General features: G+C 62.8%; 14 protein-coding genes. 4 read left to right on the top strand and 10 right to left on the bottom strand.

Annotation, left to right across the window (positions count from 1 at the left end):
* Positions 1-15: 15 nt before the first annotated feature.
* Complete coding sequence (gene purL, locus ABIE49_RS06875; protein ID WP_192734166.1) at positions 16-2,223, bottom strand: phosphoribosylformylglycinamidine synthase subunit PurL; 2,208 nt, start codon at positions 2,221-2,223, stop codon at positions 16-18.
* 159 nt (positions 2,224-2,382) lie between these two features.
* Between purL and ABIE49_RS06880 the strand changes: the two genes are divergently transcribed.
* Positions 2,383-2,871 (top strand): PaaI family thioesterase, encoded by a 489-nt coding sequence (locus ABIE49_RS06880; RefSeq protein WP_192734167.1) that lies wholly within the window; start codon positions 2,383-2,385, stop codon positions 2,869-2,871.
* Entirely contained in the window at positions 2,861-3,811 is a 951-nt protein-coding gene (locus ABIE49_RS06885) for a DMT family transporter (RefSeq protein ID WP_192734168.1), read from the top strand. Before ABIE49_RS06880 ends, ABIE49_RS06885 begins: the two co-directional genes overlap by 11 nt.
* A gap of 23 nt (positions 3,812-3,834) precedes the next feature.
* Here the strand turns inward: ABIE49_RS06885 and ABIE49_RS06890 are convergent, their stop codons facing one another.
* The 4 genes from ABIE49_RS06890 to purC are packed head-to-tail and all read right to left on the bottom strand — an operon-like array spanning position 3,835 to position 6,524.
* Complete coding sequence (locus ABIE49_RS06890; protein ID WP_192734169.1) at positions 3,835-4,800, bottom strand: tripartite tricarboxylate transporter substrate-binding protein; 966 nt, start codon at positions 4,798-4,800, stop codon at positions 3,835-3,837.
* Positions 4,797-5,498: a phosphoribosylformylglycinamidine synthase subunit PurQ gene (gene purQ, locus ABIE49_RS06895; protein ID WP_192734170.1), complete on the bottom strand. Its 702-nt coding sequence runs from the start codon at positions 5,496-5,498 to the stop codon at positions 4,797-4,799. Before purQ ends, ABIE49_RS06890 begins: the two co-directional genes overlap by 4 nt.
* Before the next feature lie 9 nt (positions 5,499-5,507).
* Positions 5,508-5,747, bottom strand: a complete 240-nt coding sequence (gene purS / locus ABIE49_RS06900) for a phosphoribosylformylglycinamidine synthase subunit PurS (protein WP_028349990.1) — start codon at positions 5,745-5,747, stop codon at positions 5,508-5,510.
* A gap of 9 nt (positions 5,748-5,756) precedes the next feature.
* Positions 5,757-6,524, bottom strand: coding sequence for a phosphoribosylaminoimidazolesuccinocarboxamide synthase (gene purC, locus ABIE49_RS06905; protein WP_171708996.1), 768 nt, complete (start codon positions 6,522-6,524; stop codon positions 5,757-5,759).
* A 319-nt stretch (positions 6,525-6,843) separates the two neighbouring features.
* Between purC and ABIE49_RS06910 the strand changes: the two genes are divergently transcribed.
* Positions 6,844-7,167, top strand: a complete 324-nt coding sequence (locus ABIE49_RS06910) for a DUF1476 domain-containing protein (RefSeq protein WP_192734171.1) — start codon at positions 6,844-6,846, stop codon at positions 7,165-7,167.
* A gap of 47 nt (positions 7,168-7,214) precedes the next feature.
* On the opposite strand, the gene ABIE49_RS06915 is transcribed toward ABIE49_RS06910, so the two are convergent.
* Positions 7,215-8,120 carry a LysR family transcriptional regulator gene (locus tag ABIE49_RS06915; protein ID WP_192734172.1) on the bottom strand — a complete coding sequence of 302 codons (906 nt, stop codon included), beginning with the start codon at positions 8,118-8,120 and terminating at the stop codon, positions 7,215-7,217.
* A 110-nt stretch (positions 8,121-8,230) separates the two neighbouring features.
* On the opposite strand from ABIE49_RS06915, the gene ABIE49_RS06920 reads away from it, so the two are divergent.
* Positions 8,231-9,043, top strand: a complete 813-nt coding sequence (locus ABIE49_RS06920; RefSeq protein ID WP_192734173.1) for an isocitrate lyase/PEP mutase family protein — start codon at positions 8,231-8,233, stop codon at positions 9,041-9,043.
* Between the two features lie 138 nt (positions 9,044-9,181).
* Here the strand turns inward: ABIE49_RS06920 and cynS are convergent, their stop codons facing one another.
* The 4 genes from cynS to ABIE49_RS06940 all read right to left on the bottom strand — a co-directional run bounded on the left by cynS (position 9,182) and on the right by ABIE49_RS06940 (position 13,084).
* A complete protein-coding gene (gene cynS, locus ABIE49_RS06925; protein ID WP_192734174.1) occupies positions 9,182-9,670 on the bottom strand; it encodes a cyanase in 489 nt (162 codons plus the stop codon).
* Positions 9,671-9,737: 67 nt separating this feature from the next.
* Complete coding sequence (locus ABIE49_RS06930; RefSeq protein ID WP_192734175.1) at positions 9,738-10,670, bottom strand: ABC transporter ATP-binding protein; 933 nt, start codon at positions 10,668-10,670, stop codon at positions 9,738-9,740.
* A gap of 4 nt (positions 10,671-10,674) precedes the next feature.
* On the bottom strand, positions 10,675-11,514 hold the full coding sequence (ntrB, locus tag ABIE49_RS06935) for a nitrate ABC transporter permease (RefSeq protein WP_192734176.1): 840 nt from the start codon (positions 11,512-11,514) through the stop codon (positions 10,675-10,677).
* Between the two features lie 181 nt (positions 11,515-11,695).
* Positions 11,696-13,084 (bottom strand): CmpA/NrtA family ABC transporter substrate-binding protein, encoded by a 1,389-nt coding sequence (locus ABIE49_RS06940; RefSeq protein WP_192734177.1) that lies wholly within the window; start codon positions 13,082-13,084, stop codon positions 11,696-11,698.
* Positions 13,085-13,227 lie beyond the last annotated feature (143 nt).

Genomic DNA, 13,227 nt, shown 5'->3' on the forward strand with positions numbered 1-13,227 from the left:
GTGGAAAGAGCGGAGCTACGACGCCTTGCCGCTCATATAGGCCGGCAGCCAGCTTTCGAACGCCGTATTGAGCGACGTCACCGCAACAGGTGCTTCACCGGCCACCGCGATTGCATCACCACCGGTGGCGCCGATCCGCACGCAGGGCACCCCGGCGCCCTTCATCTTCGCCAGCACCAGTCCGGCATCGGCCGCCGGCACCGTCACGATGTAGCGTGCCTGGTCTTCGCCGAACCAGTAGCCGTGCGGCACGATCGAGGCCGGTGCCGCCAATAGCTGTGCGCCGATGCCGCTTGCAATCGCCATCTCGGCGAGCGCGATCAGAAGTCCGCCGTCGGAAACGTCATGCACCGCGGTTGCGGTGCCGGCGTGGATCATGCCGCGCACCACGTCGCCATTGCGCTTTTCGGCGGCCAGATCGACCGGCGGCGGCGCGCCCTCTTCGCGGCCACAGACATCGCGCAGATAGACGGACTGTCCGAGCCAGCCCTGGGTGTCGCCGATCAAGAGGATTGCCTCACCCGCCGCCTTGAAGGCGAGCGACGCGGACTTGGTGAAATCGTCGAGCAGCCCGACGCCGCCGATCGAGGGCGTCGGCAGGATGCCGCGGCCGTTGGTTTCGTTGTAGAGCGAGACGTTGCCGGACACGACGGGGAAGTCGAGCGAACGACAGGCTTCCGCAATACCCTTCAGGCAGCCGACGAACTGGCCCATGATTTCGGGCCGTTCCGGATTGCCGAAATTCAGATTGTCGGTGATCGCGAGCGGCCTTCCGCCGACCGCCGTGATGTTGCGCCAGGCCTCGGCCACCGCCTGCTTGCCGCCTTCGAACGGATCCGCTTCGCAATAACGCGGCGTCACGTCGACGGTGAGCGCAAGCCCCTTCGGTCCGTCCTGCACCCGCACGACGGCGGCGTCGCCACCCGGGCGCTGCACCGTATTGCCGAGGATGACGTGGTCGTACTGCTCCCAGACCCAGCGCCGCGAGCAGAGCTCGGGCGTCGCTATCAGCTTTTCCAGCGCCGCCGAAATGCCGATCGGCGGCTTCACGTCCTGCGCGCGCACCACTGGCAACAACGCGGACGCGACATGCGGCCGGTCGTACAGCGGCGCCTCGTCGCCCAGTTCCTTGATCGGCAAATCGGCCATGACGTCGCCGCCATGCTTCACCACAAAACGCTTGCTCGGCGTGGTGTAGCCGACGACGGCGAAATCGAGCCCCCATTTGCGGAAGATCGCCTCGGCCTCTTGTTCCTTCTCGGGCTTCAGCACCATGAGCATGCGCTCCTGGCTTTCCGAGAGCATCATCTCATAGGCGCTCATGCCGGTTTCGCGCGTCGGCACGGCGTCGAGATTGAGGTCGACGCCGAGATCGCCCTTGGCGCCCATCTCGACCGCCGAACAGGTCAGCCCGGCCGCGCCCATGTCCTGGATCGCGATCACGCAATCGGCTTCCATGATTTCGAGGCAGGCTTCCAGCAGCAATTTTTCGGCGAAGGGATCGCCGACCTGCACGGTCGGGCGCTTCTCGGCGGAATCATCGTCGAATTCGGCCGACGCCATCGAGGCGCCGTGAATGCCGTCGCGGCCGGTCTTGGATCCGAGATAGACGATCGGCATGTTTACGCCGGAGGCCGCCGCATAGAAGATCTTGTCGGTGTCGGCGAGGCCGACGGCCATCGCGTTGACCAGGATGTTGCCGTCATAGCGGGTGTGGAAACGCACCTGCCCGCCAACCGTCGGCACGCCGAACGAATTGCCGTAACCGCCGACGCCCGCGACAACGCCCGACACCAGATGGCGGGTCTTGGGATGTTCCGGCGCGCCAAAGGAAAGCGCATTGAGGCACGCGATCGGGCGCGCCCCCATCGTGAACACGTCGCGCAAAATGCCGCCGACCCCGGTGGTCGCGCCCTGATAGGGCTCGATATAGCTCGGGTGGTTGTGGCTCTCCATCTTGAACACGACCGCCTGGCCGTCGCCGATGTCGATGACGCCTGCGTTCTCGCCCGGGCCCTGCATCACCCAGGGAGCCTTGGTCGGCAGGCCGCGCAGATGGATCCGGGAGGATTTGTACGAGCAGTGCTCGTTCCACATCGCGGAAAAAATCCCGAGTTCGGTGAAACTCGGCACCCGACCGATCAGCTTGAGGATGCGCTCATACTCGTCCGGCTTGAGACCATGGCTGGCGACGAGTTCGGGGGTGATCTGGGGCTCGTTCATGGGTCCCTTAATAGGAAGATCGGCGGGCTGGGAAAAGGCCTTTTAGGGCGCATTTCCGCCCTGTCCAGAGCTTTACGGCAGGCCAGCCGGGATCGGCGTTTGCACATCACGCCTGGATCGGATTTAAGGGCTTAAACCTGCAAAGGAAGGCCCAATTTCGTGAATGACCTCTCCAATACTGCATTCGTCAAACGTCCCGACCTGCACGTTGAAACCGAGGGCGAATTCGCCGGGTGGCGCACCTGGACCCGTGACAATTTCGAGACCCATAGCGGGCCGTTCTGGCACCGGGTGGAGGAAGACGGCCGGGTCCGCTGCGCCTTTCGGGTCGAGAAAAAACACCTCAACGGCCAGCGCAACGTCCATGGCGGCTGCTTCATGACCTTTGCGGATTACTGCCTGTTCGCGCTGGCCTCGCCGGTGCTGCAAGGGTCGGGCGTGACGGTGGCATTTGGCTGCGAATTCCTCGATGCGGCGCACGAAGGCGAACTGGTCGAATGCGAGGGTGAGATCACCCGCGCCGGCGGCTCCCTGATCTTCCTGCGCGGGGTGCTGAAATCGGGCGAGCGATCGCTGTTCACCTTTTCCGGCACCATCAAGCGGGTGAAGCGGAAGCCACCGACGGACGCAGGCACAGTTGCCACCTAGCATTCCCCCGGGGAAGCACAGCTGGCGAGATTATGCGCTGCTGCTGGCGCTGGCGTGCTGCTGGAGCTCGACCTATCCGCTGACCAAGATCGGCCTCGGCTCGATCCCGCCGATCACCTTCATCTCGGCCCGTTCGCTGATCGCGGCCGCATTCCTTCTCGTCATCCTGTACGCGCGCGGATTGCGGCTCCCGATCGATGCCAAGGCCTGGAAGCTGTTCGCCTTCCAGCAGAGCATCAACTCGACCATCCCGTTTTTGATGATCACCTGGGCGCAGCAATATGTGCCGGCGTCGAGCGCCGTGGTGCTGGCCTCGACGACGCCTATTTTCGCCTTCCTGATCACCTGGGGCATCACGCGGCACGAGCCGGCGACGCTGTTGAAGCTGGTTGGCGCCATCCTCGGCCTCGCCGGAACGGCCGCGATCATCGGGCTCGACGCGCTCGGCGGTCTCAGCAAGGACGTGTTCGCCGAAATCGTCATCCTTGTCGCCACCCTCTCCTTTGCCTGCGCCACCATCTTCGGGCTGCGGTTGACCGACTACGATCCGATGGTGGTGGCGGCGGGCTCACTGCTATTCGGCGGCTTCGTGCTGCTGCCGGCATCGCTGATCGTCGATCACCCCTGGACCTTGCGGCCGACGGCGGAAGCTTTGGCGGCGACCCTCGCAATGGGCATCTTCTCAAGCGCGTTCGGGCTGATGCTGTTTTATATGTGCCTGAGCCGGCTCGGCACGCTTACCACCAACGCGCAAGGCTATCTGCGCATCCCGATCGGCGTCGGTCTCTCGGTGCTGTTGCTCGGTGAATCCGTGCCGGCGAACCTGGCGCTCGGACTGGTACTCGTCATGGCCGGCGTCGCCGCGATGACCATTCCCGGTGACCGGTACGGAAAGTGGATCGACCGGCTGCGTGGCAGATCGAAGGCCCAGCAACCTTGACTATCCGTCGAAGGGGTTGCCGCCTATTTCTTCTCTTCCAGCAGCTTGCGGTATTTCTCGACGTCGCGCGTCACGAGTTGCTGCAGCACTTCGGGGGTATGCTCATTGGCGTCGGGCGCAACGGTCGACAGATCGTGAAAGCGCTTTTTGACGGCATCGCTCTCCACCGCGCTCTTCGCCGCGGCATTCAGTTTCGCAATGACCGCCGGCGGCGTGCCTTTTGGGGCGAACAGGCCGTTCCAGCCCTGCGCCTCGAATTCGGGAAGCCCCGCTTCCGCAGAGGTCGGCAGTTCCGGCAAGGTCGCGAGCCGCACCGTCGAGCCGACCACCATTGCCTTGACGAGCTTGTCGTCGATCGCCTGCGACACGGACGCCGCGGCATCGCAGACGCCATCGATCTGGCCGCCGATCGCGTCCGTCAGCGCGGGCGCCGCGCCACGATAGCCGACCAGCGTGACATCGATGCCGGCGGCCTGCACAAAACTCTTGCAGATCAGGAAATTCGACGAGCCGACGCCGGCATGTCCGAGATTGATCTTGCCGGGATTTTTCTTCGCGTGAGCGATGAATTCCTGAAGATTCCTGGCCGGGAAATCCTTGCGCAGCGCGACGATGCCGAAGGTCTTCGCCACCATTGCGATCGGCACGAAGGAGTCCGGCGTGAACGACAGTTTCGGATAGATCGTATAGGTCGCCGCGCTAGTGCCGGCATTGCCGATCGCGATGGCGTAACCATCGGCTTCAGCGCGCGCCGCCCGCGCCAGCGCGATCGAGCCGCCGGCGCCTACGATATTCTCGATCACGATCGGCTGTCCGAGCGATTTCGCCATCTCCTCGGCGACCACGCGCGCAATCACGTCCGAAGTGCCGCCGGCCGCGAACGGCACGATCATGGTGACGGGACGTTTTGGGTAATCCTGCGCGTGGGCGGCGGTAGCGAACGACAGGGTCAAAAGCGCCGCGGCCAGTTTTACCGCAAGAGAACTCACGCGGCTTTTTCCAGATGCGCGACGAGGCCGGCGAACAGGCCGCGACCGTCGGTGCAGCCCATGATGTCCTCGACGTGGTTTTCCGGATGCGGCATCATGCCGAGCACATTGCCGCGCTCGCTGACGATGCCGGCGATCGATTCCGCGGCGCCGTTGATGTTGGAGCTTTCGTCCACCACGCCATCGGCGGAGCAATAACGGTACAGCACCCGCCCCTCGCCTTCGAGGCGCTTGACCGTCTCTTCATCGGCCTCGTAATTGCCTTCGCCATGCGCCACCGGCACCCGGATGACCTGGCCGGCATTGTAGCCGCGCGTGAACGGCGTGTCGGAACGTTCGACCCGCAGGTGCACATCCTTGCAGATGAATTTCAGTCGCGCGTTGCGCATCAGCACGCCGGGCAATAAGCCCGCTTCGCAGAGGATCTGGAAACCGTTGCAGACGCCGAGCACGAGGCCGCCACCCGCCGCAAAATCCCGCACCGCGTCCATCACAGGCGCACGCGCCGCAATCGCCCCGCAGCGCAGATAGTCGCCATAGGAAAAGCCGCCGGGCACTACTACGAGATCGGTACCCTTGGGCAGCGCGGTCTCGGCATGCCAGACCATCGCGGCCTCGTTGCCCGATGCGAGCTTAAGTGCGCGCGCCATGTCGCGCTCGCGATTGATGCCAGGGAAGACGAGGACGGCTGATTTCATTGCTGGCGCCTAGAGCAGTTCGACCCGGTAATTCTCGATCACGGTGTTCGCCAGCAGCTTGTCGGCGGCGTCCTTCAACGCCGCCTCGGCCTTGGCCTTGTCCGAGCCTGACAGTTCGATGTCGAACACCTTGCCCTGACGGACGCTGGCGACACCGTCGACGCCGAGCGATTTCAGCGCGCCTTCGATGGCCTTGCCCTGCGGATCGAGAATGCCGGACTTCAAGGTAACGGTAACACGTGCTTTCACAGGATTGCCTCAGCTCTTCACCAGCACCGGGCCTGTGCCGGCCGGACGCTCGTTCTCCATCAGGATGCCCAGACGCTTTGCGACCTCGGTATAGGCCTCCAGGAGACCACCGAGATCCCTGCGGAAACGATCCTTGTCGAGCTTCTCGTTCGACTTGATGTCCCACAGCCGGCATGAGTCGGGCGAGATCTCGTCAGCGACGATGATCCGCATCATTTCGTTCTCGAACAGGCGGCCACATTCCATCTTGAAATCGACCAGACGGATGCCGATGCCCAGAAACAGCCCGGTCAGGAAGTCGTTGACGCGGATGGCGAGCGCCATGATGTCGTCGATTTCCTGCGGCGTCGCCCAGCCGAACGCGGTGATGTGCTCTTCGGACACCATCGGATCGTTGAGCTGGTCGTTCTTGTAATAAAACTCGATGATCGAGCGCGGCAGCTGGGTGCCTTCCTCGATGCCGAGGCGCTGCGACAGCGATCCCGCCGCCACGTTCCGCACCACCACCTCCAGCGGCACGATCTCGACCTCGCGAATCAGCTGCTCGCGCATGTTGAGGCGGCGGATGAAATGGGTCGGCACCCCGATGTCGTTGAGGTGCTGAAACAGGTACTCCGAAATCCGGTTGTTGAGGACACCCTTGCCCTCGATCACCTGGTGTTTCTTGGCATTGAACGCGGTCGCATCGTCCTTGAAGTGCTGGATCAGGGTTCCCGGCTCCGGACCTTCATACAGGACCTTGGCCTTGCCTTCATAAATGCGGCGTCGACGGCTCATAGGGATGTACCGTGTTTTGTTGAAATCCATGAATTTGGTGTGCTCCGGATGACAAGGGTTTACGACCACGACGGAGCTGCCGTGAAGGCCAGGAACCTGATCTTAACCAACTGGAAACAGAACAAGAACCTAGCCTGTTGGCAACCTATCCGATTGGCCTATCCAGCACAATCGACACGGCCCAATTGGGCCAACTTATACCTGTAGACTGCGGCTTAACGGCCCGTTGTTTTGCCGATTCGCCCCCTCTATCTAGGTAGGCGACGGGGCCGCCACAACGCGGCCCCCGCGTGCATCTGGCAGGGATTGGAACTCAAATATGAGCACTTTCGACAAGCGCGAAGAAGGTTTCGAGAAGAAATTCGCTCTCGATGCAGATCAGAAGTTCAAGGCCGAGGCGCGTCGCAACCGGCTCCTCGGAACCTGGATCGCAGAAAAGCTCGGAATTACCGGTGACGCCGCCACTGCCTACGCCAAGGAAGTGGTCGCCGCCGATTTCGAGGAAGCCGGCGATTCCGACGTCATTCGCAAGGTGATGGGCGATATCAAGGCCAAGGGCGTCGCCCTCACCGAGCAGGAACTCCGCGCCAAGATGGATGAGCTGATGGCGACTGCCGTCGCCCAGGTGAAGGCGGGAACGTAAAGCCTGCGAATAGGGAGTGGCGAGTAGCGAATAGCAAGTTCCATTCGCTACTCGCCATTCGCCATTCGCGCCTTGACAATCTCCAGGAGCCGCCGCGACGCCGCGCTGAGAAAGCCGCCGCGGCGGGTCACCGTCACGACGTCCTGGCTTGCCTTGAGATCGCCGACGCGGATGGTCGCGATCGAGCCGTATTTCAGTTCTTCTGCAGCGTTGCTCTCCGAGAGCAATGCGATGCCAAGGCCGGCTTCGACCAGACGCTTCTGCGCGGTGAGGCTGTCGACCGGCGTCCAGCCGACCTCCCCCAATCCATGGGTTTGAAACAGCGCAAACACATGTGACGCCGTGATCTCGCGCCGCCTCGGCAGTACTGGAAACGCGATCCAGCGTTCGCCGCGCAAATCGGCCAGTTTCGCGACCCGCCGGCCAGCACGCGGGTGATCCGTCGCGCACACGACCTGAAGCCGTTCCGCTCGCAGCAATTCGCAATCGAGATCGCGCGAGCCGTCGCGGTCGTAGCGCAGCCCGATGGTCGCCTCGCCGCGCCGGATCAGGTCGCTGACCTCCGCGCTGGTCGCCGTGCGCAAGGTCAATTCGACACCGGGATATTCGGCGGCAAACCGCTTGAGGATTTCGGACAGCCTACCGCCCGCCAGCGTGCCTACCACGGCGAGTGCGACCGGCCCCGAATCCGGCCGCGCCAGTGCGCGCACCGCATTCTCCGCATCCTGCGCGGCAGCGACCGCGCGCTCGGCATACGGCACCATCACCCGCCCCGCATCGCTCAGCATCGTCCGTCCCGCGATCCGCTCGAACAAGGGCACGCCGAGTTCCTGTTCCAGGAGCGCGATGCGCCGGGATATCGCCGGCTGTGAACGGTGCAGCGCCTTGGCGGCGCTCGAAATTCCACCGCGGCGGTGAACCGTCAGGAAGGTACTGAGCGCGTCGCTGTCCATTTACCGGTCCATGCAAAAAGCTGATGATGTGAAGAGAAATAACAAATTAGGCTGATGGACGGAAGCCTCCTATGTTTGGCCGCGAAGCAACCAATTGAGGAAACGAAGCGATGCGCAGCCAGATGGAAAAAGCCGAACTGTTCCGCGCCCTGCACGCGCGACCCGGCACCTTCATCATCCCCAATCCATGGGACGCCGGCACCGCCAAGCTGCTCGCGGCGATGGGTTTCGAGGCGCTCGCGACCACCAGCCTCGGGCTTGCCAACACGCTCGGCAGCGCCACCGTCAGCCTCGACGCCATCATCGAGAATTGCCGCGCCATCGCCGACGCGACCGACCTGCCGGTCAATGCGGATCTGGAGAATTGCGGCGCGGATGAACCGAAGACCGCCGCCAAAGCCATCGCACGCGCGGCCGAAGCCGGCGTGGTCGGCGGCTCGATCGAGGATTCAACCGGCGATCCGCGCAACCCGATCTATGATTTCACGCTCGCGGTCGAGCGGGTGCATGCGGCGGTCGAAGCGGCCCGCGCGCTGCCGTTCCCGTTCACGCTGACGGCGCGCGCGGAAAACCTGCTGTATGGCCGGAACGATCTCGACGACACCATCAAACGCTTGCAGGCGTTCGAGGCCGCGGGCGCCGACGTATTGTATTCGCCTGGCGTGCACGACATCGACACCATCCGCACCGTGGTGTCGTCGATCGGAAAACCCTTCAACCTGGTGATGGGATTTGCCGATCCGACATTGACGGTGCCGCAGATAGCCGCCGCCGGCGTCAAGCGCATCAGCGTCGGCGGCGCGATGGCGCGCGTGGCGCTCGCTGCTTTCCTCAAATGCGCCCGCGAAATGAAGGACCAGGGCGCATTCACCTATGTGCGCGAGATGGTGCAGATGAAGGAAGTTCGGGAGGCGTTTAAATAGCCGGTCCCTCCCCCGTCATTGCGAGCGAAGCGAAGCAATCCATTCCTCGGCAATGAGAGAGATGGATTGCTTCGTCGCGTTGCTCCCTTTGCGCAAACGCTTTGCGTTTGTCGCAGGCAATGACGACGGAGAGACGCCTCACCCCTCCTTGAACCCATATTCCGGCACGTTGCCGCTGGCACCGTAATATTTGTACGGCAGGAATTTGCCGGACATCGTGATCTTGACCCGGTCGCCTTTGGGATTGGCGACGCGCTCCATCGCCATGTCGAAGTCGATCGCCGACATAATGCCGTCGCCGAATTCTTCCTCGATCAGCGCCTTCCAGGCGGGGCCGTTGACCAGCACCATTTCGTAGAAGCGATAGATCAAAGGATCGGTCGGCGGCATTGGCGTGCCGGTGCCGCGCATCGGCACCTCGTTCAGCATCGCGGTCTCGGATTTCGAAAGGCCGAACAATTCAGCCGCGTTCGCGGCCTGCGGCTTGGTCAGTTTCATCTGGCCGAGGATCGCGCCGACGATCAGCACTTCGGAATAGCCGCCGATCTGTTCGCAGATGTGCTTCCAGCTCCAGCCCTTCTCGCGCTTGATGTCGAGCAGCTTTTCGGTGAGGTCTTCGCGTTTCATGCTTCGTCTCCTTGACTTCCGTCATGCCCGGGCTTGTCCCGGGCATCCACGTATTGCTTCGTTCACTTCAGGAAGACGTGGATGGCCGGGACAAGCCCGGCCATGACGTCGACTGATCGTGTTGCTCGTCGGTGTTCGATGCGATCATCAGTTCCGGCTTACCCGGCCGCACGATCGGCACGTTGCGCGGATCGTGATTGGTTACAGTGGCCGCAAAGGTCTTGCTGCGGCTGACCAGGAAATCGACGATGTGGTTGCGCAGCGCGTAGTAATAGGGATGGCGGTGCAGATCGATGCGGCCGCGGTCCTTCGGCAGCGGATTTTCCACGATCTCGGCCAGCACCGCGCCGGGGCCGTTGGTCATCAGAAAAATCCTGTCGGCGAGATAGATCGCTTCATCCACGTCATGGGTGATCATGAACGCGGTCTGCCCGGTCTCCAGGCAGATGCGGCGCACCTCGTCCTGCAACGTGCCGCGCGTTAGCGCGTCGAGCGCCGAGAACGGCTCGTCCATCAGCATGATTTTTGGCGTGATCGAAAGCGCCCGCGCGATGCCGACACGCTGCTTCATGCCGCCAGACAATTCCGACGGGCGCTTGTGCTCGGAGCTGGTCAACCCGACCAGGTCGATGAATTTCTGCGCATGCGCCTTCACTTTGGCGCGGTCCCAGTCGCGCCATTTCGAGGTGACGGCATAGGAGACATTGCCGAGCACCGTGCGCCACGGCAGCAGCGCGTGGCTCTGGAAGATCACGGCGCGGTCGAGGCTGGTGCCTTCGATCGCCTGCCCGTCGACGATGACGGCGCCTTCGCTGGGCTCGTCGAGGCCGGCGAGGATGTTGAGCACCGTGGTCTTGCCGCAGCCGGAATGTCCGATCACGCAGCCGAATTCGCCGCGCGACATCGACAGCCAGAGATCCTCGAACACGCTGATCTGGCCGCCATCGGCGCCGGGATAACGCCGCGCGATACCTTCGATCGAGATGAATTTGTCGGTCATCGCTCTACTCCGGGAACGTGACCATGCGCGTGAACCGCGCAAGGATCTGGTCGAGCAGCATGCCGACGATGCCGATCAGCAGGATCGCGATGATGACATTGGTGATCGAAAGGTTGTTCCACTCGTTCCAGACGAAGTAGCCGATGCCGGTGCCGCCAACCAGCATCTCGGCCGCGACGATCACGAGCCAGGCGATACCGATCGAGATCCGCATGCCCGTGAGAATGGTCGGCGCCGCCGCCGGCAGGATCACCGTGAAGGCGCGGCGCACAGTCCCGACTTCGAGCGTGCGGGCGACGTTGATCCATTCCTTGCGCACGGCAGCGACGCCAAAACTGGTGTTGAGCAGCATCGGCCACACCGAGCAAATGAAGATCACGAAGATCGCGGAAATGCTGGAATCCTTGATGGTGTAGAGCGCGAGCGGCATCCAGGCCAGCGGCGAGATCGGCTTCAGCACCTGGATGAACGGATCGAGCGCCTTGCTGAAAAGCGGCGACATCCCGATCAGGAAGCCGAGCGGTATCGCGACGATCACAGCCAGGAAATATCCAAGGGCGACGCGGGCGATGGAGTAGCCGAGCTGGATTCCGAGGCCCTTGTCGTTCGGCCCGTTATCGTAGAACGGGCTCTTCAGATGCTCCCACAGCTTGGCGCCGACATCGAGCGGTCCCGGCATCGCCGACTTGCCGGCGGTCGCGGTCAGGCCCATCAGCTTGGCGTATTCGGGCGTCATGTTGGCGACGGTGCCGGTGCCGCGCGTCGAAATGTGCCAGATGCCGAGGAAGGCGGCGAGCAGCGCGATCGACACGATCGCCGCGCGGAAACGTAAAGAGGAGGTCATCGGGCGATATCTCTCAACACGTCGTCCCTGCGAACGCAGGGACCTATACTCCGCGGCAGTGGTGATGAAGAAAAGTCGTTGACGTTGTGCCCCATACAGACAGCACGGCGTATGGGTCCCTGCGTTCGCAGGGACGACGTCCGCAGGGACGACGGTTGCGCTTGCATTCGCGCCCGCATGATCAGCTCGCCTTCCTGATCTTGAAGCTGGCGAGGTAATCCTCGGGCTTGGCCGGATCGAAGGTCTTGCCCATCACCGAAAAACTCTTGGTGGTGGTGGTCGGCGGCGTCAGCCCCGCCTCTTTCATCAGCCTTGTGGCGTCGGTCGCGAGATAGACCTGCGCCGCGATGCCGGCATAGTCGACGTCGCCCTTGAGCTGACCCCAACGCTTCATCTGCGTCATGATCCAGATTGCAAAGGACTGCCACGGGAACGGATCGAAATCGACGCGGTTCGGCTGGTTCACGACATTGCCGAGGCCATCGGCAAACGTGCCGGTGAGAATCTGCTCGAGCACGATCTGCGGCTGGTTCAAATAATTCGCGGGCGCGATGGCCTCCGCAATCTGCTTGCGGTTCTCGGCCTTGTGCGCAAACGCGGTGGCCTGGATGATCGATTTGAGCAGCGCGCTATAGGTGTTCGGCATCGAGGTGATGAATTCCTTCGATGCTGCAAAGGCGCAGCAGGGATGCCCCTCCCAGATATCCTTGGTCAGGATGTGGATGAAGCCGACGCCGTCATAGACCGCCCGCTGGTTCATCGGATCGGGGCCGAGGAAGCCGTCGATATTGTCGGCGCGCAGGTTGGCGACCATTTCCGGCGGCGGCACGGCGCGGATCTGCACGTCGGCATCCGGGTCGATGCCGTGCTCGGCGAGATAATAGCGCAGCAGGTAATTGTGCATGGAGTAGTCGAACGGGACGGCGAACTTGAAACCCTTCCAGGTCTTCGGATCGCGCTTGTCCTTGTGCTTGACCGCGAGCGTGATGGCCTGGCCGTTGATGTTCTCGACCGCCGGCATGGTGTAGGGCAGCGGGTTGGAGCCGACGCCCATGGTGATCGCGAGCGGCATCGGCGACAGCATGTGGGCTGCGTCGTATTCCTTGTTGATGGTTTTGTCGCGGATGACGGCCCAGCCGGCGGTCTTGATGACTTCGACGTTGAGGCCGTTCTTGGAATAGAAGCCCATCGGCGCGGCCATGATGATCGGCGTCGCGCAGGTGATCGGAATGAAGCCGACCTTGAGGTCTTTCTTTTCCAGCGGCCCGCCCTGGGCAAAGGCCTCGGTCGCGGTCTTCAGCGGGAAGAATTGCGACAGCGCGGCAGCGGCGGTCGCCGCACCCACCGACTTCAGAAAGGCGCGGCGCGCCACATCCTGCGGAAACATCGCGCGCATCACGGCGGATGCGACCACGTTCTCAAAGCGGGCCTCTTCGGAAGCCGCCACCGTCGGCTGCAGCGCAAGCTGCGCGTCGGCATCATGTTCGGCATCGCTAACGTGCCTGCCGCAGCTGCAACCCTGGGCATGGAGTCTGCGGGCGGGATCGAACGGATTGTCGAACGTGGACATGAAACCTCCTGCATGACGCTGAAGTCAATTACGCAAGGAGTGTGCCAGCCCGGTCCGGCCGCGTTTGCCGAAATAATGCAGCTATTTAGCTGGATTGTTGGCGATTACGAGATTTCGTGATACACGAAAAATCGTAGTCAAAT

It is taken from the genome of Bradyrhizobium sp. OAE829, from assembly GCF_040546575.1.
Taxonomy (GTDB): domain Bacteria; phylum Pseudomonadota; class Alphaproteobacteria; order Rhizobiales; family Xanthobacteraceae; genus Bradyrhizobium.

Excerpts from the sequence above, each read along its gene's own strand:
- ABIE49_RS06915 (WP_192734172.1), bottom strand. The coding sequence starts at position 8,120 with ATGGACAGCGACGCGCTCAGTACCTTCCTGACGGTTCACCGCCGCGGT.
- ABIE49_RS06920 (WP_192734173.1), top strand. The coding sequence starts at position 8,231 with ATGCGCAGCCAGATGGAAAAAGCCGAACTGTTCCGCGCCCTGCACGCG.
- ntrB (WP_192734176.1), bottom strand. The coding sequence starts at position 11,514 with ATGACCTCCTCTTTACGTTTCCGCGCGGCGATCGTGTCGATCGCGCTG.
- ABIE49_RS06930 (WP_192734175.1), bottom strand. The coding sequence starts at position 10,670 with ATGACCGACAAATTCATCTCGATCGAAGGTATCGCGCGGCGTTATCCC.
- purL (WP_192734166.1), bottom strand. The coding sequence starts at position 2,223 with ATGAACGAGCCCCAGATCACCCCCGAACTCGTCGCCAGCCATGGTCTC.
- ABIE49_RS06910 (WP_192734171.1), top strand. The coding sequence starts at position 6,844 with ATGAGCACTTTCGACAAGCGCGAAGAAGGTTTCGAGAAGAAATTCGCT.
- purQ (WP_192734170.1), bottom strand. The coding sequence starts at position 5,498 with ATGAAATCAGCCGTCCTCGTCTTCCCTGGCATCAATCGCGAGCGCGAC.
- ABIE49_RS06940 (WP_192734177.1), bottom strand. The coding sequence starts at position 13,084 with ATGTCCACGTTCGACAATCCGTTCGATCCCGCCCGCAGACTCCATGCC.
- purC (WP_171708996.1), bottom strand. The coding sequence starts at position 6,524 with ATGAGCCGTCGACGCCGCATTTATGAAGGCAAGGCCAAGGTCCTGTAT.
- cynS (WP_192734174.1), bottom strand. The coding sequence starts at position 9,670 with ATGAAACGCGAAGACCTCACCGAAAAGCTGCTCGACATCAAGCGCGAG.